The following is an 18,192-nucleotide window of genomic DNA, read 5'->3' on the forward strand; positions in this document are numbered from 1 at the left end:
CTCAGTTGAGGCGAAAACGGCCGATCAGCTCGCAGCCCTGCACCTTGTCCTGCAGCTGGATCAGTCTGGCGATCTCGGGATTGGGGTGACGCTTGAGGAAGGAGATGAGCGCCGCCCGGCAGCACCCCAGCTCACTGATGAGGGCTTCACACCCCAGGTTCGGGCACTGGGGCACCAGCGCAGTCACCAGCTCGGAGGCGAGCTTGAGATAGCGCAGCTCATAAGCGGGCTCCTCCATGGCGCGCCAGAAGTCTGCAAGCCGATGGCAGGTGGCCACCCGCATGCTGGCCAGTTCGTCCAGATCTTCATCGGCCAGTTCGTACACTTCGGCAAGGGCCTGCTGATAGAGGCAGATGGCGGTGCCGAGCGCCCCGGCCCCCAATGCGTTTTCGGCCTCCAGCATGTAGCGCTGCCAGACATGATTCGTCATGACGATCTCCCGAGTCTATGGGTGGGATACTTATCATGCCCAGTCGAGAATGAATATCAACCCGATGTTTTGTGCAGGTTTTAACCAGAAAAGCCTCGCCGGGTTGGCATAGGCCTTCTCATGCCTTACCATCCAGGTCCATCATCTGGCCTCCACCGTCAGGACACCGTCTTCATGTTGCGACCCCGTTTACCCCAGGATCTGGGCTGCTCGACCCTGTGCGTGCCCCGCCTGCTGGTCTGGATCTATTAGCTGCGCTCCTCGCGCCATTCATTCTGTCCATTCAACGAGGAACACAGCCATGACACCCTGCCAACACTGGTCGCAGGTCGAATACCTGCATCTGACGGTGACCAATCCCAACATCTGCCTCAAGGGGCGGCACAGCTACTACTCGGGGGCCTGGGACGGCCTGTTCGAGCAAGAGGCCGTGCGCTACCTCTATGGCGACAGCGTTAGCCGCAGCCAGGAGACCGGCTGGGAGCCACTCTGGCACATAGACAGGCTCCACATAGGTGACTATGTGCAAATCGCCGCCGGCGTGAAGATCATCATGGGGGGCAACCACACCCACAACCCGGCCTTCATCAGCACCTATCCATTTGCCGATCTGGCTGCCCTCAAGCGCAGCTACCGCCCCGCCGGCGATACCCGCATCGGCAACGATGTCTGGATAGGAATGGACGCCATGATAATGCCGGGCGTGACTATCGGGGATGGCGCCATTATCGCCGCCCGCAGCCTGGTGACGCGGGACGTGCCGGCCTACTGCATGGTGGCAGGCACGCCAGCCAGGGTGATCCGACAGCGCTTTGGCTCGGACGAGATTGCCCGGCTACAGGCGCTCGCCTGGTGGGACTGGCCCGATGAACAGGTACAAGCCCTGCTGCCGCAGATCCAGCAAGGCGAGGTGGCCCTGCTGGAACAAGCCGCCGCCCGCTGGCAACCGGCCGAGCAGGCGTGACGACACCGGAGCGGGGGGCCTGGCACCCCGCTCCGGTAACTGGTTTGGCGCTTGCTCAGCTGCCACTGCGCGACTGATTGACCCGGCACTGCTTGCCGGGATAGCCGGGCAGATCCCCCGCCTTGCTGCTGCATGCCAGCCGCTTGGCCTGATAGAGACGATCCGCCAGATTGGCGCCATCGACCGGCAACCAGTCCATCTGCTGGCCGAGCCAGCTGGCCCAGGCAAACTCGACGAAATAGACCTGATCCCGCTTGTCGACATAGCCCGCATCCTGCAGCAAGCCCGCCACGGTCCGGTAGGGGTAATCCGGCAGCTCGCCAATATGGGCGGGCAACTGCTCAGGGGTCAGCGGCAGCCCCTTCTCGTCCTTGAGCCAGGCCCAGTGATTGCCCTGCATCTGGCTCCAGAAGCTGGACTTGTCCTGCAGGCGGCCGATCACCTTGACCCTGGCCTGCTTCACCCCCGCCTGCCACAGCGCCTTGGTGAGGTGATGCCTGTCCACCAGCCAGTAGCCGCCATCGGGGGCGATGACGATGGGGATCTCTTTCTTTTTCATCAACTTGTCGAGTTGCTTCGCACTTTTTCCTGCAAGCTCCGCCTGGGTATTGTCGACCTGGATCTGGCCGACCCCGCCCTGGGTCGGGTGCAGCTGATCTATGTTCACCTCGCACCAGCTGCCGACCGGACTCCCACGCTCACAAGGCGCCAGCGCCCAGGCGCCCTGACTGATGGCCAGGGCCAACAGGATCCATATTCTCATCGTTCACTCCTCTCCCCCTGACAACGGATCAGCGGGTCAACTAAGGTTCCATCGCGTCCCTGAAATCACGGGACTCATACTGGCGGTCTGACCAGCAAACGGGATATCATGATTTCCCGTCTGCCGGCGATCATTTCTCGCCGAGTTTTCTCCCCGCTTCACACTATTTGAAGGATCAACCATGAAAGGATGGAGTCCCTTGCTGGCCCTGCTGGGCTGTGCCTGTGCCCAGGCCGCCGATGTTCCGCCCGGCACTCAACTCGCTGCCGAACAGGCCGTCGTACGTCATCTGAAAGATGAACCGGCGAGCCTGAGCCCGCTCAAACTGGTCGGCCTGCCCGAACTGCAGGTATTGCGGGATCTCTACGAGGGGCTGCTGACCCAGGGGCCGGACGGCAAGGTGCTGCCTGGCGTGGCCGCCAGCTGGGACAACAAGGACAATCAGCAGTTTACCTTCCATCTGCGACCGGATGCACGCTGGTCCAACGGCGACAAGGTCAAGGCCGCCGACTTCGTCTACGGCTGGCGCAAACTGGTTGATCCGAAAGAAGCCGCGACCTTCGCCTGGTTTGCCCAGCTGGCCCGCTTCGACAAGGTGGACGAGATAGTGGCCGGCAAGCTGGCCCCCAGCGAGCTTGGGGTCAAGGCGCTCGATGAGCACACACTGCAGGTGACCCTCTCCCAGCCTGTGCCCTATTTCCTGAGCCTGCTGACCCACCCCAGCCTGTCACCGCTGCATCAGGCCAGCATGGAGCAATATGGCAACCAGTGGACCCAGCCCGGCAAGCTGGTCGGCAACGGCGCCTTCGTGCTGAGCCACCGGGTGGTGAACGAGAAGCTGGAGCTGACTCCCAACCCCTATTACTGGGATCGCGCCCATACGGTGCTGACCAAGGTTACCTTCGTGCCCATCAACCAGGAAACCGCCGCCACCAACCGCTACCTGGCAGGGGATCTGCACATCACAGAGTCTTTCCCCAAGGAGCAGTATCACAAGCTGATGCAGCAGATCCCGGGTGAGGTCCATACCCCGGATCAACTCGGCACCTATTACTACGCCTTCAACACCCAACAGCCGCCGCTGAACGATGTGCGGGTGCGCAAGGCGCTCTCCTACACCATCGACCGCGGCCTCATCGCCGCCAAGGTGCTGGGTACGGGCGAGAAACCGGCCTATCACTTCACCCCGGACGTGGTGGCCGGTTTCGAGCCCAAGGCCAACCAGCTCTCCAGCAGCAGCCAGCAGGCGCTGGATGAGAAGGCCAAGGCGCTGCTCAAGGAGGCCGGTTACGGCCCGGGCAAGCCACTCAAGCTGACCCTGCTCTACAACACGGCGGAAATTCACAAGAAGATGGCGCTGGCCATCGCCAACCTCTGGAAGCAGAAACTGGGCGCCCAGGTCGAGCTCACCAATCAGGAGTGGAAAACCTATCTCGACAGCCGCCAGAGCGGCCAGTTCGAGGTGATCCGCTCCTCCTGGGTGGCCGATTACAACGACCCCTCCGCCTTCCTCGGTCTGTGGGGCTCCCACCACAGTGGCAACATGGCCCGCTTCGCCAACGCCGGCTACGATGCCCTGCTGACCAAGGCGGCCAGCAGCCAGGATCCCCGCGAGCGGGCCCGGCTGTTCGATGAGGCCGAAACCATATTGCAGGATGAGGCGCCGATCGCCCCCATCTATCAGTACACCAACGCCCGGCTGATCAAGCCCTGGCTCAAGGGCTACCCCATCAACAACCCGGAAGACGTGGCCTACAGCCGCCAGCTCTACCTCATCAAGCACTGATCCTGCCCGGGGCCGGCCACTCGTCAGCCCCGCTTTCCCTCTGTTCATGCTCATGTTTTCGGCCTAGAATGCCGCCCTTTCACCCTGTCCCCACCCTATCGTCGTCGGTTTGCTATGCGCTATGTATTGATGATCGCCCTGTTGATGACACTGCCCGCCCAGGCGGCCAGCGAGGCGCAGTGCCGTCAGGCATTCACGGACTGGATGCTGGCCCAGCAAAAACAGTTCAGCGATCGCAAGGCGAGCAAGATGGAACGGCGCAGCGCCGAGCGGGCCATCGATCAGGTGCGCGACGAGTTTGCCAGGCAGGAGAGCTTCTGCCAGACCATGGAGTGGGTGGAGCACAACCGGGATCAGGATCCGCGCTTCACCCCGCGTTCGGGCGAGATCCACGACTTCGCCCCGGCCAGCTGACGCCACCCCATGAAAAAAGCCCCGAACCTGAGTTCGGGGCTTCTTCATTCGGCAAGCAGGGCAACAGCCTCAGTCGACGTAGAAGGTCTGCTGGAAGGTCAGCGTCTGTTGCTGCCCCTCCCCCATGATCTTCAGGGTGAACTGGTAGGTATCCTCGTTGCGATAGGGCAGCACCGCCAGATAGTAGATGGCGTCCCCCTCCCTGACCTCCTGGAAGGTCAGGGTACGCAGGGTACCGGTGAGGTTCTTGGCCTCGCCCGTGATACCCACCGCCTGCGCCACACCCTGCTTGTTCTGTACGGCGATATTGATGATGCCGTTGTAGCGACTGCGCTCCAGACCGTAGGCCTTGGCCACGTCCGGGGTGAGGAAGCTGGAGTTGAAGGCGCTGTAGTGCACCTGCCAGGGGCCCAGCTCCTTCATCTGTTCCGCCCGCAGCGGCAAGGTCATCAGCAGTGCCAGCAGGCAGCTTATCCAGGCTGTTTTCATGGTGTCATCCTTCTCGTGTTAACCCTGAGTCTCCAGCAGGGCACTGATCTCGGCAGGGATCTGCCTGGGCGCCTCGATGGCAACCGTCTTGTGCCGCCCCAGCTCCCCGCGCACTATGCGAACCTGCCCCTTGGCCACCTTGAACTGCTTGGCCAGATACTTGATCAAGTGGCTGTTGGCCTGGCCATCCACCGGCGGCGCCGTGATGGCCACTTTCACTTCCTCACCGTGCAGTCCGACGATCTGATCCCGGCTCGCCTTGGGCTGGATCATCAGATGCAATATCAGCTCATCCCCTTCCCGCAGGACGGCTGGCATCAAATCATCCACCACAGCTGGCCGAACAGATCACCCAACAGATAGTTTATGGCCTGCAGCCCGATAAAGGCGACCAGCACGGAGAGATCCAGCCCGCCCAGCGCCGGCAAAATGCGACGAATGGGGGCAAGGAAGGGCTCGGTCAGCTGGTGCATCACGTATTCGATGGGATTGCGACCCTGACTGACCCAGCTCAGGATGGCGCGAACCAGCAGCACCCAGAAGATCATGGAGCCCGCTTTCTTCAGCACGGTCAGGGCGGCAAACAGGCTGAGGGTGAGCCAGTCGGCCAGCAAGACGTTCATGCTCTTGAGCAGCGCCAGCTTGGCGAAGGCGATGATCAGCGCCAGCAGCACCGAGGCCATGTCCAGCCCGCCGAAGCCCGGAATGACCCGGCGCAGCGGTATCACCAGCGGATTGGTCACCTTGACCACCATCTGGCTCATGGGGTTGTAGAAATCGGCGCGGGCCCACTGCAGCCAGACGCGCAGCAGCACCACCATGAGGTAGATATCAAAAATCGTGTTAATCAGAAAATAAGCTGTGTTCATCTGAGCTCCAGCGGTAAGAGAAGAGTGTTCAGAAAAGAGTTTCCATCTCGGCGGCCCGTGCGACGGCCGCCTGCATGGCGTGAGCGGTCAGCGGCATCAGCCCCTGCGCCTGGAATGTCTTGATGGCCTCGGCGGTCGTGCCTCCCTTGCTGGTCACCTGCTCGCGCAGGGTTTGCAGCGACAAATCGGGATTCTGCTCCACCATGGCAGCGGCGCCAAGCGCTGTCTGCTGCACCAGCAGGCGCGCCTGCTCGGGGGAGAAGCCCATGGCCTGCGCCTCCTCGGCTATCGCCTGCATGAACAGGAAGAAGTAAGCCGGGGCACTGCCCGCCGCGGCGATGACGCCGTTGATGCCAGACTCCTGCGCCACCCAGAGGGTCTTGCCCACGGCCTGCATCATCTGCTCGGCGAAGTCGCGATCGGCCTGCTCGACCCCGGGGGGCGCATAGAGGCCTGTCATGCCCAATCCCAGCAAGGAGGGGGTGTTGGGCATGGTGCGGATGATGCGAGCGTGACCGCCCGCCATCTCGCCAAGGCGTGCCACCTTGATGCCGGCGGCGATGGAGATGAGCAGCTTGCCCGCCAGCGACCCCAGCTCATCGACCAGTGCGCTCAGCATGCCGGCCATCAACTGGGGCTTGACCGCCAGCACTATGACGTCAGCCTCGCGGGCCGCCTCGGCATTATGCTGGGTGATGCGGATGCCGTAGTCGCTCGCCAGCGCGTCCAGTTTGGGACGGCTGGGATTGGCGGCTATGATACGCTCGGCCGGATAACCCGCCTGGATCAGGCCGGCAATGATACTGCGGCTCATGTTGCCTGCGCCGATAAAGGCGAGGATTCTCTGCTGCATCAAACACTCCTGTTGCTGAAATAGCTGCTGATACCGGCACGGCCTGCGCCGATGAAGGCGAGGGTTCCATATTGCATCAGGTGGTCTTGCTTATGAATAGTCACGGGCACCGAAGATGGCGGTACCGACCCGCACCATGGTGCTGCCATGGGTGATCGCCAGCTCAAGATCCTCTGTCATGCCCATCGAGAGGGTATCGACACTCGGGTATTGTCGCGCAAGCTCGGTGAACAGAGTCTGCATGCGCACCATCTGGGCGGCCAATACCGCCTCGTCACAGGTATGTTCCGGGATGGCCATCAGCCCCCGCAATACCAGCCGTTCGCTGCGGGAGACCAGCTCGGCCAGCCGGAAAATCTCTTGCTCCGACGTTCCGGATTTGCTGCTCTCTCCGCTAATATTGATTTGCAGACAGACATTTAGCGGCGCCAACCCGGCAGGACGCTGGTTGTTGAGGCGCTCGATCAGCTTGTCTCTGTCCACGCTCTGTACCCAGTCGAACCGTTCGGCCACCAGCCTGGACTTGTTCGATTGCAGCGGGCCGATAAAGTGCCACTCTATGTCTGCACAGAGGGCCCGCTCGCGCAGTGTATCTATCTTGGTGGCCGCTTCCTGGGCATAGGACTCACCGAAGCGGCGCTGGCCGGCGGCATAGGCCTCGCAAATGGCCTCAAGTGGCTTGGTTTTACTGACCGCAAGCAGGTGGATGTGATCGACACAACGACCCGACTGGCTCGCGGCTTGTACAATACGCTCCTTTACCTGAAGCAGGTGCTGGGCAATCTGGCTCATATTTCGTTAGTGATCTTGTGATGGGAGAATGACAAATCTATGGATATCACAGAGTTATTGGCTTTCAGTGTAAAGCATAAAGCCTCGGATCTACACCTCTCGGCCGGGGTTCCCCCGATGATCCGGGTTGATGGCGAGGTTCGCAAGATCAATTTGCCCGCCCTGGAACACAGGGAAGTGCATGCCCTCATTTACGACATCATGAACGACCACCAGCGCAAGGAGCTGGAGGAAAACTTCGAGGTCGATTTCTCGTTCGAGGTGCCCAACCTGGCCCGTTTCCGGGTCAACGCCTTCCAACAATCGCGCGGTTCGGGCGCCGTATTTCGTACCATCCCCAGCACGGTACTGAGTCTGGAAGATCTCGATGCCCCCGAGATCTTTCGCAAGATCTCCGAATACCCCCGCGGCCTGGTGCTGGTGACAGGGCCGACCGGCTCGGGCAAATCCACCACGCTGGCGGCCATGGTCAACTACATCAACGAGAACTTCCACCACCACATACTCACCATCGAAGATCCCATCGAATTCGTACACGAGAACAAGCGCTGCCTGGTGAACCAGCGGGAAGTACACAGGGATACCAAGAGCTTCAGCAACGCCCTGCGCTCGGCACTGCGGGAAGACCCTGACATCATACTGGTAGGTGAGATGCGTGACCTCGAGACCATACGTCTGGCCATGACGGCGGCCGAGACGGGCCACCTGGTGTTTGGCACCCTGCACACCTCGTCGGCGGCCAAGACCATAGACCGTATCATCGACGTCTTCCCCGGTGCGGAAAAAGACATGGTGCGATCCATGCTCTCCGAATCGCTGCGGGCGGTCATCTCCCAGACCCTGCTCAAGCGGATCGGCGGTGGCCGGGTGGCGGCGCACGAGATCATGATGGGCATACCCGCGGTGCGCAACCTCATCCGGGAAGACAAGATCGCCCAGCTCTATTCGGTGATCCAGACCGGGATGACCCACGGCATGCAGACCATGGATCAGAGCCTCAAGCAGCTGGTCAGCCGTGGCGTGGTGGCCTCCCTGGATGCCAAGGCCAAGGCGGTCGACCCCAATAGCGTTTAAGCACAACGAATCTAAGGAAGGAGTCGTTATGAGTCTGGATGCCCTGTTGACCGAACTGGTCGCACGCAAAGGTTCGGATCTGTTCATCACGGTCGGCACGCCCCCCACCCTCAAGGTGAACGGCCATCTGCAGTCTCTGGGGGGAGAGCCGCTCGACAAGAAGAGTGCCCTGACCCTGGTCAAGGAGACATTAAGCCAGGATCACTTCGAGCGTTACATCCGCACCAAGGAAGCCAACTACGCCATCTACCGCGAGGATCTTGGCCGGTTTCGGGTCAGCGCCTTCTGGCAGCAGGATATGCCGGGCATGGTGCTGCGCCGTATCGAGACCCGGATCCCGACCTTCGACGAGCTGACCCTGCCCCCCATCTTGCAGGAGGTGGCCATGGCCAAGCGCGGGCTTGTGCTGTTCGTCGGTGCCACAGGTGCGGGCAAGTCCACCACCCAGGCCGCCATGATAGGGTTTCGCAACCAGCACGCCGATGGCCACATACTGACGGTGGAAGATCCTGTGGAGTTCGTGCACCAGCACGGCCGCAGTCTGATCACCCAGCGGGAGGTGGGGATAGACACGGAGTCGTTCGACGTGGCGCTGAAGAGCTCGTTGCGCCAGGCACCGGACGTGATCCTCATCGGCGAGATCCGCAGCCAGGAGACCATGGAGTTTGCGCTGCAATTTGCCGAGACGGGTCACCTCTGTCTCGCCACCCTGCACGCCAACAATGCCAACCAGGCGCTGGATCGCATCCTTCACCTGGTACCGCAGGAGAAGCACCGCCAGTTCCTGTTCGATCTCTCCTTCAACCTGCGCGCCATAGTCGCCCAGCAACTGCTGCCGAGCGTGGACGGTCGCCGCCGTTTTGCGGCCTTCGAGGTGCTGCTCAACACCCCGCTCATCACCGACATCATCCGCAAGGGGGAGATGCACCGGCTCAAGGAGGTGATGACCAAGTCCACCGAGCTCGGCATGCAGACCTTCGATCAGGCGCTGTTCACCCTGTTCTGTGCCGGCCAAATTGGCTACAGTGAGGCCCTTGCCCATGCCGACTCGGCCAACGACCTGCGACTGCTGATCAAGCTGTCTGGCCGTGAACAGCTGGGTGCAGGCACACTCGACAACGTCACCCTGGATGAATGAGGGGCGTGTGTCACCGCTATAAAGGATCGTTATGCTGATTGTGGTTTCCCCGGCCAAGACGCTGGATTACGAGTCGCCTCTGGTGAGCTCCCGTTTCACCCAACCCGAATTGCTGGATCATTCGGCCGAGCTGATCACCCGGGCCCGCCAGCTGACGCCGGATCAGATCGCCAGCCTGATGAAGATCAGCGACAAGCTGGCCGGTCTCAACGCCGCCCGCTTCGCCCAGTGGCAACCCGACTTCCATCCTGGCAATGCACGCCAGGCACTGCTGGCGTTCAAGGGGGATGTCTACACGGGTCTGGCGGTGGAGGATTTCAGCGAGGCGGATCTCGATTTTGCCCAAGGGCACCTGCGCATGCTGTCCGGCCTCTACGGCGTGCTGCGCCCGCTCGATCTCATGATGCCGTATCGGCTGGAGATGGGGATCCGGCTCGACAACGCGCGTGGCAAGGATCTCTATCAGTTCTGGGGGGACATCATCACGGAGCGGCTCAACCAGGCGCTGGCGGCGCAGGGGGATGAGGTGCTGATCAACCTGGCCTCCGACGAGTATTTCAAGTCGGTACGACCCAAGCGCCTGCAAGGGCGGATCGTCACCCCAGTGTTCAAGGACGAGAAGAACGGCCAGTTCAAGATCATCAGCTTCTACGCCAAGAAGGCGCGCGGCATGATGGCCCGTCACATCATCAAGCACCGGCTGACCGAGGTGGAGCAATTGACCGGCTTCAACGTCGATGGTTACTACTTCGTGCCAGAAGAGTCTGATGCTCAGACCCTGATGTTTAAACGCGCCGAAAATTAATTACAGAAAGAGGGAACCAAATTCAGGATCCCCGGGTCTGAATACGTGAATCCTCTGTTGTAAGCACTTTTTATCAGCCGACGTCTATGCGTCGGCTTTTTTCTGCGCGCGATCCGCGAACACAGCCACATTCACCGCAGGCAGCAAGCAAAACGGCCATCCGAGGATGGCCGTTGCAGCAGGCATGAACTTATTTCTTTTTCTTCTTGGCGCTCTTCTTCTTGCCATCCTTCGGCTTTTTCTTCTTCACCGGTACCCGCGCCTCTTTGTGCTTGGGACGCAGTTCGTCGATCACCCGGCGCTTGAGACGCTCCTCGGTGTAACGCTCTATCTTGGCGACCATGCCCATGTCGTGGGCTTCCACCAGGCTGATGGCGCAGCCACGGTTGCCGGCGCGGCCGGTCCGACCGATACGGTGCACATAGACGTCTGTGCCATAAGGCATGTCGTAGTTGATGACATGGCTGACGTTGGGCAAGTCGATGCCACGGGCGGCGACGTCGGTGGCGATGAGGAAGGGCACTTCTCCCGCATGGAACTTGCGGATCGATTCGATGCGCTTGCTCTGCTCCATCTCGCCCCGGATCCAGGCGCAAGAGACGCCGGCCGCCTGCAACTGGCCGGAGAGCTCCGCCAGCCGTTCACGGGTTCTGACGAAGACAATGGCCTTCTGGGTTTCCGGATCCTTGAGGATATGCACCAGCAGGGCCAGCTTGTGGGCAGCGTCATCGGCCAGATGCACCCACTGGGTGATGGGGCGACGCTCGCTGCGGGGCGGCTCGGCATGCAGCTCCACCGGCTCGTTGAGGATCTCGTTGGCAAACTTCTCGAGACCGGCCCCTTCCAGGGTGGCGGAGAACAGCATGGTGTGCTTGCGATAGCGCGCCTCGGCCACGATACGGTTCACGTCCTTGATGAAGCCCATGTCCAGCATGCGATCCGCTTCATCCAGCACCAGCACCTCGATGTCGTGGCTCTCGAACTCCTCTTTCTCTATGTACTCGAGCAGACGACCCGGGGTCGCCACCACTATGTCGGTGGTCTTGGTCAGGGCAGGCAGCTGCTCGTCGTGGCTGACGCCGCCGATGATGGTCTCGATGCTGAGGTTGGTGTGCACCGCCAGCGCCTTGGCGTGGGCGGTGACCTGCAGGGCCAGTTCGCGGGTCGGGGTCAGGATCAGCATGCGGCACGGGCCCGGCTTGCGGCGCGGGAAGTCCAGCAGATGTTGCAGGGCGGGCAGCAGGAAAGCAGCCGTCTTGCCGGTGCCGGTCGGAGCGGATGCCAGAATATCGCGGCCGTCCAGGGCTGGCTCCAGCACCATCTGCTGGATGGTGGTGGGGCGGGTGAATCCCATCTCGGCCAAGGCCCGGTTGAGGGCTGGATTCAGGTCGAAATCATCAAAGGACTGGCTCATGGCAATACTCGGTCATTAAGGAAACGGCAGATTATAGGCGATTATGTCGTCGGCTCCTATGGTGACTGTGGCTTAGTCGCTATAATCGCCGACCATTTTCTGTGTAGCCGGCATATGGTGGGGGTCAGATGGGACGAAATAGTGGTTTTACCTTCAAGCAGTTTCACGTCGAGCACGACCGCTGCGCCATGAAGGTGGGCACGGACGGCATACTGCTGGGCGCCTGGGCTCCGGTTGTCGACGCCCGCCGGGTGCTGGACATTGGCACCGGCAGCGGCCTGATCGCCCTGATGCTGGCCCAGCGCAGCCATGCCGACTGCCTCATCGACGGGGTGGAACTGGATATGGGGGCAGCGACGCAGGCGCGCGAGAACGTGGCGGCCTCCCCCTGGGCCTCACGGGTCAACATAGTGGAAAACGCCATTCAGGATTATCAGGCCCCTCCCTACGATCTCATCGTCTCCAACCCGCCCTATTTCGTGGCAGGCCAGTCATTCAGCGATCCGGCCAGGGCGCTGGCCCGCCATACGGGGGCACTCGGCAGCCGGGATCTGCTGGCTGCGTGCCACCGTTTGCTGAGCGCCACCGGACAGGTAGCCCTGGTGCTGCCAACCGCCATGGCCGATGAAATTTTAGGCATCTCGGCGGATTATGATCTGCATGGCGTTTGTTATACAGCTGTTATCACCAGGGCAGGTAAAGAGGCAAATCGTGTTTTATTGCTACTTGGCAGAGGATTAAGCAGGTGTGAGCAGGATGAGATTGTGATCAATTCTGCTGATGGAGACTATTCCAACAGATACATCCAACTGACCCACCCCTTCTATTTGAAGATGTAAATTTCGTCTTGAACTATTTTTTCACGCCATTATGCTGACTCTTAAACGAGCGCCCGCTCCAGACCAGCTCAAACCACTGGTTATGATGAAAAAACAAGCGGCGCTCCTTTTTTTTACCCCTGAGAAATATTACTCAGAGATGAATAAAAACGATAACAAGCAATAGTTTACAAGACAGACGAGGTTGAACTTGACGAAATCACTCACATTATCCGATGTACTCGGATTGGGCTTCATGACCTTTGCCTTCTATCTGGGCGCCGGCAACATCATTTTCCCGCCGCTGGCCGGCTACATGGCTGGCGAGCACCTCTCCCTGGCCATGCTGGGCTTCCTGGTGACCGCCGTGGGCCTGCCCCTCATCACCATCCTCGCCGTCGCCAAGGCGGGCAATGGCTGGGCCGGCATGACCAAACTGCTGCCTGCCGGACTGGCAACCGCACTGGCGGTCGCCATCTACATCATCATAGGCCCGGCCTTCGCGGCTCCCCGAACCGGTCTGGTGGCCTACGAGATGGGCCTCAAGCCCTTCATTGGCGACATGGGTCAGGCCGGTCTGGCTGCCTACACAGTGATCTTCTTCGGGGTCGCCGTACTGGTCTCCATGAACCAGGGCAAGCTGATGGATGCCATCGGCAAGTACCTGACCCCGGTGTTGATGCTGCTGTTGCTGACCCTGGCCGTGGGTGTATTCGTCGCGCCGCAAGGTACAATGCCGGCCGCGTCCGGTGACTATCAGAACGGCCCCTTCGTGAAAGGGATCCTGGAAGGCTACAACACCATGGACACCCTGGCGTCCCTGATGTTTGGCGCCCTGATCGTCGATCTGCTGCGTCAGAAAGGCATCCACGACTACCGTAGCCAGTTCAAGTATCTGGCCATCGCCGGCATCATCTCCGCCATCGGCCTGTCCGTGGTCTATGTCTCCCTGTTCCAGCTGGGCAACACGGCTGCCGGCGTCGCCACCGACGTCAGCAATGGCGGTGCCATAGTCAACGCCTATGTGCTGAGCCTGTTCGGCCAGCCGGGTCAGTTCATTCTGGCGGCCATCATCACCCTGGCCTGCTTCACCACGGCCGTGGGCCTGATCTCCGCCTGCTCCGACTTCTTCCACAACCTCACGGGTGTGGCTTACAAGAAGCTGGTGCTGCTGCTGGGTGCCATCTGCGCCGTGGTCGCCAACGTGGGTCTGAGCCAGCTCATCAGCCTCTCCATTCCGGTGCTGGTTGCCATCTATCCGGTCGCCGTGGCCCTGGTGCTGGTCACCTTCCTGAAGGGTTACTTCGGTCGTCCTCGTCTGGTGTTCCGCTCCGTGCTGCTGGTCGCCTTCCTGTTCGGTTGCCTGGACGGCCTGGGCGCCGCCGGCATGAAGATGGATGCCTTCGCCTTCCTGCCGCTGTTTGACAAGGGCCTCGCCTGGTTGCTGCCGACCCTGCTGGCCTGTGGCCTTGGCGTTGTGATGCGTTCCAGCGAGAAGCTGGCTGCCGAAGCCGCCTGATCCCGCTTCGCTATGCCTTCTGAAGAGCCTGCCTTGTGCAGGCTCTTTGTTTTTATGACGTTTGTCGCGACAAGCGGGGTTGTGTTGATCCTCTCCATCTGGCGATACAGCCAGAGTCACGAGCTTGCCTAAGAGTGCAGCCGGACAGGGTTCTGACCTTCCATATCACCATTGCCGCCAGCCGACTGGTATCAAACACCAAAATAAAGAATTGTTTCAAAATATTAATCTGAGATTGGCCAATCAAATTAGTTTGTTATGCTATTGATGGGTCATTCACTGCTGCATTTGAGGAAACGGTTCCGTTGGATCATTCCCATGGCAGCAAGCAGGCCCGGAATCTGCCCAGTCGCAGGTGAAAACAAGAGACAAAAAAATAGACATGGCAGATGAGGTTAGGTTTGACGAAATCACTTAAGTTGTCCGACATATTCGGACTGGGTTTTATGACGTTTGCCTTCTATCTGGGGGCAGGCAATATCATTTTTCCACCGCTGGCCGGCTTTATGGCCGGTGAGCATCTGATGGCTGCCATGGCAGGTTTCCTGCTGACGGCGGTGGGCCTGCCCCTGCTCACCCTGATTGCAGTGGCGAAGAGCTGTGCCGGGCAAGGTAGCGGTGGCTGGACGGCGATGACCCGCTATCTGCCTGCCGGAACGGCCACGGCGCTGGCCATCGCCATCTACATCATCATGGGGCCGGCCTTCGCCATTCCCCGCACCGGCCTGGTCGCCTACGAGATGGGACTCAAACCCTGGCTGGGTGCAGCCGGTCAGAGCGGCTTGCTGCTTTACACCTTGCCCTTCTTTGCCTTGGTGAGCCTGATAGCGCTGGATCGGGGCAAGCTGCTCGATGCCATCGGCAAATATCTGACACCGGCACTGATGGTGATGCTGCTGATCCTCGCACTCGGCGTATTCATTGCACCACAGGGCGGCATGCCGGAAGCCAGCGGCGAATATGTCGACACCCCCCTCATCAGAGGCATGCTGGAGGGGTACAACACCATGGATACCCTGGCGTCCCTGATGTTCGGCACCCTCATCATCGGCCTGTTGCGCCAGAAAGGAATCGAGGATTATCCGAGCCAGTTCAAGTACCTGACTATCGCCGGTCTCATCTCGGCGGTGGGCCTGTCGGCGGTCTACATCTCGCTCTTTCACCTCGGCAACAGTGCCGCCGGCGTGGCCGGCGATATCAGCAATGGCGGTGCCATCGTCAACGCCTATGTGTTGAGCCTGTTTGGCCTGCCGGGCCAGTTCATCCTGGCAGCCATCATTACCCTGGCCTGCTTTACCAGCGCAGTCGGCTTGCTGTGCGCCGGGGCCGACTATTTCCACGGGCTGACCGGCTGGGCATACCGCAAGTGGGTGCTGCTGCTGGGCAGCTTGTGTGCGCTGGTGGCCAACGTGGGTCTGAGCCAGCTCATCAGCCTCTCCATTCCGGTGCTGGTTGCCATCTATCCGGTCGCTGTAGCCCTGGTGCTGGTCACCTTCCTGAAGGGTTGCTTCGGTCGCCCGCGCCTGGTGTTCCGCGCCGTGCTGCTGGTCGCCTTCCTGTTCGGTTGCCTGGATGGCCTGGGCGCCGCCGGCATGAAGATGGATGCCTTTGCCTTCCTGCCGCTGTTTGACAAGGGCCTCGCCTGGTTGCTGCCGACCCTGCTGGCCTGTGGCCTTGGCATGGTGACGCGTTCCAGCGAGAAGCTGGCGGCCGAAGCCGCCTGACCCCTCTCAGACCAATAAAAAAGAGGCCAGCATATGCTGGCCTCTTTCATTGCCTGATTTGTCGTCGACTTCACAGCAGGGGCTCTACCGGTTTGGGCCTGCCTTCCAGACCATACCAGTGGGTCTCGACCCGACCGGCGTGCCACTGGAAGGTGCCCCAGGGCCTGTCTGTCTGCCAGCGTGGAAAACTCACCACCACCTTGTTGTCGTTGTACTTGTAGAGCGAGGTGTTGATCTGGATATCAGACAGTATGAGCAGCAGAGTCCAACCGATGAAGAACCATTTCAGCGCTTTCCACATAGGGTTACTCGAAGCAGATTTCGATGGTGGCCCGGCCGTAATCTGACTCGAACGGCATCATGATCTTGGTGCCATCGGCCCTGTGGGTGATGGTATGGTTGGGGCCGGAGACTATGATGGGGGTCGCCATATCGAACTCGTAGCCTTTTTCCCCCAGCATGCGCTTGGCGCCGCCGGTGACCATGTTGGTGATCTCGCCCACCATGTCGGTCACTTCTTCATTGATGGTGGCGGGGGCTTCCCCCAGCATGCGGCGCATGATCTCCAGCGCCAACCCCTTCTCGAAGCTGATGGAAAGCGAGCCACGGGTCTGCGGACCCACCATGCCGATGAGGCCTGAGACATCCCCTCGCGCCAGTTCATCCATCTTGCGCTTGGGTTTACCCGGTTTAAGCTCCAACTGTGCCATGGTGGAGAGCACATTGAGCAGGGAAAGCAGGAACGGGTTTACAAAATCAGCCTTCATGTTGATTTCCTACGGTGGGCGTACAGCGAGCACATTGGCCATGTGCCTCTATTGTCTTATTGGTAATAGTAAAACCATGCTGATGGGCCTGCTCGGAAAACGCGCTGTCGATCGCCGTGTCATGGAGTTCAACCACCTCGCCACACCGATCGCAGATCAGCAGTTGCATGGGATGGGCATGGTCAAAGTGACAACAGAATATGAAGGCGTTGAGCGACTCCACCTTGTGGGCAAAGCCCTGTTCGAGCAGAAAATCGAGTGCCCGATAGACAGTAGGCGGCTTGGCATGAGCCTCGGTTTGCTGCAGCTGGGCTAACAAATCATAGGCGCTGATGGCGTTGCCGTGAGCAGCCAGCAGAGTGAAAACCTGGCGCCGGGTAGGGGTGAAGCGGATCCCGCGTTGTTCGCAGAGTCGTTCGGCTCGTTGTAAAAGTTGGTCTTGATTCATGATCACGCAAATACCCTTTTTATTAGCCGGATACTATCACAGGGCCCCCAGTGGCGCGGCGACAAAATTCATTTTCTGGGGCTGCCTCACGTTGTGATAAAATCCGGCCCCTTTGTTTAGCCAACCCGGATGATTTTTATGCAGGCGCAGCGTTTTTCCATCGCCCCCATGCTGGACTGGACAGATCGGCATTGCCGTTATTTCCACCGTCTGATGACCCGCCAGACCTTGCTCTATACCGAGATGGTGACCACGGGCGCCATCATCCATGGCAAAGGGGATTATCTGGGCTACAGCGAGCAGGAGCATCCCGTCTCGCTGCAACTGGGCGGCAGCAACCCCGCAGATCTGGCCCACTGCGCCAGACTGGCACAGGCGCGCGGTTATGACGAGATCAACCTCAACGTCGGCTGCCCGTCGGATCGGGTCCAGAATGGCCGCTTCGGTGCCTGCCTGATGGGCGAACCCGCGCTGGTAGCCGACTGCGTCAAGGCGATGCGCGATGTGGTGGACATCCCGGTCACCGTCAAGACCCGGATCGGCATCGACGATCAGGACTCCTACGAATTCTTGCAGGCCTTCATCGAACAGGTACGCGACGCCGGTTGCGACACCTTCATCGTCCATGCCCGCAAGGCCTGGCTCAGCGGCCTGAGCCCCAAGGAAAACCGCGAGATCCCGCCGCTCGACTACCCGCGGGTCTATCGGGTCAAACAGGATTATCCCGAACTGACCATAGCCCTCAACGGCGGCGTCACCTCCATCGAGCAGACCCTGGAGCACCTGCAGCAGGTGGACGGGGTCATGATGGGGCGCGAAGCCTATCAGAATCCCTATCTCCTGGCGCAAGTGGACAATCTGGTGTTCGGCCAGAACAACGCTGTGCCGAGCCGTCACGAGGTGGTGCGGATGATGCTGCCCTACATGGAGCAGGAGCTGGCCAAGGACAACTACCTATCCCACATGACCCGCCACATGCTGGGCCTGTTCCAGAACATGCAGGGTGCCCGCGCCTGGCGTCGTCACCTGAGCGAGAACGCCTGCAAGCCGGGCGCCGGCATTCAGGTCGTGCTGGATGCCATGGCCAAGGTGCCGGAATTCGCCAGCGCCGAGTCGGTGGAGTAA

The 18,192-nt window shown here is 60.4% G+C and carries 21 protein-coding genes; 10 read left to right on the forward strand and 11 right to left on the reverse strand.

Going from position 1 to position 18,192, the window contains the following annotated elements; translation table 11 throughout:
* Position 1: 1 nt before the first annotated feature.
* Positions 2-430 (reverse strand): DUF2753 family protein, encoded by a 429-nt coding sequence (locus tag AACW87_RS03740; protein ID WP_241326602.1) that lies wholly within the window; start codon positions 428-430, stop codon positions 2-4.
* Between the two features lie 301 nt (positions 431-731).
* Here AACW87_RS03740 and AACW87_RS03745 point away from each other — a divergent pair, with 301 nt between their 5' ends.
* Positions 732-1,394, forward strand: a complete 663-nt coding sequence (locus AACW87_RS03745; protein ID WP_241326603.1) for a CatB-related O-acetyltransferase — start codon at positions 732-734, stop codon at positions 1,392-1,394.
* Positions 1,395-1,449: 55 nt separating this feature from the next.
* Here the strand turns inward: AACW87_RS03745 and AACW87_RS03750 are convergent, their stop codons facing one another.
* On the reverse strand, positions 1,450-2,157 hold the full coding sequence (locus tag AACW87_RS03750; protein WP_241326604.1) for a ParB-like protein: 708 nt from the start codon (positions 2,155-2,157) through the stop codon (positions 1,450-1,452).
* A 181-nt stretch (positions 2,158-2,338) separates the two neighbouring features.
* Here AACW87_RS03750 and AACW87_RS03755 point away from each other — a divergent pair, with 181 nt between their 5' ends.
* Together AACW87_RS03755 and AACW87_RS03760 are read left to right on the forward strand one after the other, a co-directional pair.
* On the forward strand, positions 2,339-3,943 hold the full coding sequence (locus tag AACW87_RS03755) for a peptide ABC transporter substrate-binding protein (RefSeq protein WP_241326605.1): 1,605 nt from the start codon (positions 2,339-2,341) through the stop codon (positions 3,941-3,943).
* Positions 3,944-4,057: 114 nt separating this feature from the next.
* Complete coding sequence (locus AACW87_RS03760; protein ID WP_103472542.1) at positions 4,058-4,357, forward strand: hypothetical protein; 300 nt, start codon at positions 4,058-4,060, stop codon at positions 4,355-4,357.
* Between the two features lie 69 nt (positions 4,358-4,426).
* Here AACW87_RS03760 and AACW87_RS03765 read toward each other — a convergent pair whose 3' ends face one another.
* The 5 genes from AACW87_RS03765 to AACW87_RS03785 all read right to left on the reverse strand — a co-directional run bounded on the left by AACW87_RS03765 (position 4,427) and on the right by AACW87_RS03785 (position 7,360).
* Positions 4,427-4,846, reverse strand: a complete 420-nt coding sequence (locus tag AACW87_RS03765; protein WP_043142382.1) for a DUF4426 domain-containing protein — start codon at positions 4,844-4,846, stop codon at positions 4,427-4,429.
* An 18-nt stretch (positions 4,847-4,864) separates the two neighbouring features.
* Positions 4,865-5,164, reverse strand: a complete 300-nt coding sequence (gene yggU / locus AACW87_RS03770; protein WP_043554521.1) for a DUF167 family protein YggU — start codon at positions 5,162-5,164, stop codon at positions 4,865-4,867.
* Positions 5,164-5,715 carry a YggT family protein gene (locus tag AACW87_RS03775; protein ID WP_043142388.1) on the reverse strand — a complete coding sequence of 184 codons (552 nt, stop codon included), beginning with the start codon at positions 5,713-5,715 and terminating at the stop codon, positions 5,164-5,166. The genes yggU and AACW87_RS03775 overlap by 1 nt, the downstream gene beginning before the upstream one ends.
* Positions 5,716-5,743: 28 nt before the next feature.
* Entirely contained in the window at positions 5,744-6,568 is an 825-nt protein-coding gene (gene proC / locus AACW87_RS03780) for a pyrroline-5-carboxylate reductase (RefSeq protein ID WP_043142391.1), read from the reverse strand.
* Between the two features lie 90 nt (positions 6,569-6,658).
* Positions 6,659-7,360: a YggS family pyridoxal phosphate-dependent enzyme gene (locus tag AACW87_RS03785; RefSeq protein ID WP_241326606.1), complete on the reverse strand. Its 702-nt coding sequence runs from the start codon at positions 7,358-7,360 to the stop codon at positions 6,659-6,661.
* Positions 7,361-7,399: 39 nt separating this feature from the next.
* Here AACW87_RS03785 and tapT point away from each other — a divergent pair, with 39 nt between their 5' ends.
* From tapT to yaaA, 3 genes are read left to right on the forward strand one after another with little or no spacing between them, the layout of a single operon-like run.
* Positions 7,400-8,434: a type IVa pilus ATPase TapT gene (tapT, locus tag AACW87_RS03790; RefSeq protein ID WP_005320466.1), complete on the forward strand. Its 1,035-nt coding sequence runs from the start codon at positions 7,400-7,402 to the stop codon at positions 8,432-8,434.
* 28 nt (positions 8,435-8,462) lie between these two features.
* Positions 8,463-9,572 (forward strand): type IVa pilus ATPase TapU, encoded by a 1,110-nt coding sequence (tapU, locus tag AACW87_RS03795; RefSeq protein WP_241326607.1) that lies wholly within the window; start codon positions 8,463-8,465, stop codon positions 9,570-9,572.
* 31 nt (positions 9,573-9,603) lie between these two features.
* Positions 9,604-10,377, forward strand: a complete 774-nt coding sequence (yaaA, locus tag AACW87_RS03800; RefSeq protein WP_043142400.1) for a peroxide stress protein YaaA — start codon at positions 9,604-9,606, stop codon at positions 10,375-10,377.
* Positions 10,378-10,567: 190 nt separating this feature from the next.
* Here the strand turns inward: yaaA and srmB are convergent, their stop codons facing one another.
* Complete coding sequence (gene srmB, locus AACW87_RS03805) at positions 10,568-11,791, reverse strand: ATP-dependent RNA helicase SrmB (protein ID WP_098982293.1); 1,224 nt, start codon at positions 11,789-11,791, stop codon at positions 10,568-10,570.
* Between the two features lie 128 nt (positions 11,792-11,919).
* On the opposite strand from srmB, the gene AACW87_RS03810 reads away from it, so the two are divergent.
* The 3 genes from AACW87_RS03810 to brnQ (AACW87_RS03820) all read left to right on the forward strand — a co-directional run bounded on the left by AACW87_RS03810 (position 11,920) and on the right by brnQ (AACW87_RS03820) (position 15,852).
* Positions 11,920-12,630: a tRNA1(Val) (adenine(37)-N6)-methyltransferase gene (locus AACW87_RS03810; protein ID WP_241326608.1), complete on the forward strand. Its 711-nt coding sequence runs from the start codon at positions 11,920-11,922 to the stop codon at positions 12,628-12,630.
* Between the two features lie 190 nt (positions 12,631-12,820).
* Positions 12,821-14,128: a branched-chain amino acid transport system II carrier protein gene (gene brnQ, locus AACW87_RS03815; protein ID WP_277606881.1), complete on the forward strand. Its 1,308-nt coding sequence runs from the start codon at positions 12,821-12,823 to the stop codon at positions 14,126-14,128.
* Between the two features lie 446 nt (positions 14,129-14,574).
* Entirely contained in the window at positions 14,575-15,852 is a 1,278-nt protein-coding gene (gene brnQ, locus AACW87_RS03820; protein ID WP_241326625.1) for a branched-chain amino acid transport system II carrier protein, read from the forward strand.
* A 70-nt stretch (positions 15,853-15,922) separates the two neighbouring features.
* Here brnQ (AACW87_RS03820) and AACW87_RS03825 read toward each other — a convergent pair whose 3' ends face one another.
* Genes AACW87_RS03825 through zur form a run of 3 tightly spaced genes read right to left on the reverse strand, consistent with a single transcriptional unit; the run spans position 15,923 to position 17,067 of the window.
* A complete protein-coding gene (locus tag AACW87_RS03825; protein WP_241326610.1) occupies positions 15,923-16,153 on the reverse strand; it encodes a hypothetical protein in 231 nt (76 codons plus the stop codon).
* A 4-nt stretch (positions 16,154-16,157) separates the two neighbouring features.
* The gene (locus AACW87_RS03830; RefSeq protein ID WP_016351979.1) at positions 16,158-16,619 is read right to left on the reverse strand and encodes a chemotaxis protein CheX; all 462 of its coding nucleotides are present in this window, start codon (positions 16,617-16,619) and stop codon (positions 16,158-16,160) included.
* The gene (gene zur / locus AACW87_RS03835) at positions 16,609-17,067 is read right to left on the reverse strand and encodes a zinc uptake transcriptional repressor Zur (RefSeq protein ID WP_080741192.1); all 459 of its coding nucleotides are present in this window, start codon (positions 17,065-17,067) and stop codon (positions 16,609-16,611) included. Before zur ends, AACW87_RS03830 begins: the two co-directional genes overlap by 11 nt.
* 138 nt (positions 17,068-17,205) lie before the next feature.
* Here zur and dusA point away from each other — a divergent pair, with 138 nt between their 5' ends.
* Positions 17,206-18,192: a tRNA dihydrouridine(20/20a) synthase DusA gene (dusA, locus tag AACW87_RS03840; protein ID WP_241326611.1), complete on the forward strand. Its 987-nt coding sequence runs from the start codon at positions 17,206-17,208 to the stop codon at positions 18,190-18,192.

It is taken from the genome of Aeromonas sp. MR7 (assembly GCF_963899385.1).
Taxonomy (GTDB): domain Bacteria; phylum Pseudomonadota; class Gammaproteobacteria; order Enterobacterales; family Aeromonadaceae; genus Aeromonas; species Aeromonas bestiarum.

Excerpts from the sequence above, each read along its gene's own strand:
- AACW87_RS03740 (WP_241326602.1), bottom strand. The coding sequence starts at position 430 with ATGACGAATCATGTCTGGCAGCGCTACATGCTGGAGGCCGAAAACGCA.
- AACW87_RS03745 (WP_241326603.1), top strand. The coding sequence starts at position 732 with ATGACACCCTGCCAACACTGGTCGCAGGTCGAATACCTGCATCTGACG.
- AACW87_RS03750 (WP_241326604.1), bottom strand. The coding sequence starts at position 2,157 with ATGAGAATATGGATCCTGTTGGCCCTGGCCATCAGTCAGGGCGCCTGG.
- AACW87_RS03755 (WP_241326605.1), top strand. The coding sequence starts at position 2,339 with ATGAAAGGATGGAGTCCCTTGCTGGCCCTGCTGGGCTGTGCCTGTGCC.
- AACW87_RS03760 (WP_103472542.1), top strand. The coding sequence starts at position 4,058 with ATGCGCTATGTATTGATGATCGCCCTGTTGATGACACTGCCCGCCCAG.
- AACW87_RS03765 (WP_043142382.1), bottom strand. The coding sequence starts at position 4,846 with ATGAAAACAGCCTGGATAAGCTGCCTGCTGGCACTGCTGATGACCTTG.
- yggU (WP_043554521.1), bottom strand. The coding sequence starts at position 5,164 with ATGCCAGCCGTCCTGCGGGAAGGGGATGAGCTGATATTGCATCTGATG.
- AACW87_RS03775 (WP_043142388.1), bottom strand. The coding sequence starts at position 5,715 with ATGAACACAGCTTATTTTCTGATTAACACGATTTTTGATATCTACCTC.
- proC (WP_043142391.1), bottom strand. The coding sequence starts at position 6,568 with ATGCAGCAGAGAATCCTCGCCTTTATCGGCGCAGGCAACATGAGCCGC.
- AACW87_RS03785 (WP_241326606.1), bottom strand. The coding sequence starts at position 7,360 with ATGAGCCAGATTGCCCAGCACCTGCTTCAGGTAAAGGAGCGTATTGTA.
- tapT (WP_005320466.1), top strand. The coding sequence starts at position 7,400 with ATGGATATCACAGAGTTATTGGCTTTCAGTGTAAAGCATAAAGCCTCG.
- tapU (WP_241326607.1), top strand. The coding sequence starts at position 8,463 with ATGAGTCTGGATGCCCTGTTGACCGAACTGGTCGCACGCAAAGGTTCG.
- yaaA (WP_043142400.1), top strand. The coding sequence starts at position 9,604 with ATGCTGATTGTGGTTTCCCCGGCCAAGACGCTGGATTACGAGTCGCCT.
- srmB (WP_098982293.1), bottom strand. The coding sequence starts at position 11,791 with ATGAGCCAGTCCTTTGATGATTTCGACCTGAATCCAGCCCTCAACCGG.
- AACW87_RS03810 (WP_241326608.1), top strand. The coding sequence starts at position 11,920 with ATGGGACGAAATAGTGGTTTTACCTTCAAGCAGTTTCACGTCGAGCAC.
- brnQ (WP_241326625.1), top strand. The coding sequence starts at position 14,575 with ATGACGTTTGCCTTCTATCTGGGGGCAGGCAATATCATTTTTCCACCG.
- AACW87_RS03825 (WP_241326610.1), bottom strand. The coding sequence starts at position 16,153 with ATGTGGAAAGCGCTGAAATGGTTCTTCATCGGTTGGACTCTGCTGCTC.
- AACW87_RS03830 (WP_016351979.1), bottom strand. The coding sequence starts at position 16,619 with ATGAAGGCTGATTTTGTAAACCCGTTCCTGCTTTCCCTGCTCAATGTG.
- zur (WP_080741192.1), bottom strand. The coding sequence starts at position 17,067 with ATGAATCAAGACCAACTTTTACAACGAGCCGAACGACTCTGCGAACAA.
- dusA (WP_241326611.1), top strand. The coding sequence starts at position 17,206 with ATGCAGGCGCAGCGTTTTTCCATCGCCCCCATGCTGGACTGGACAGAT.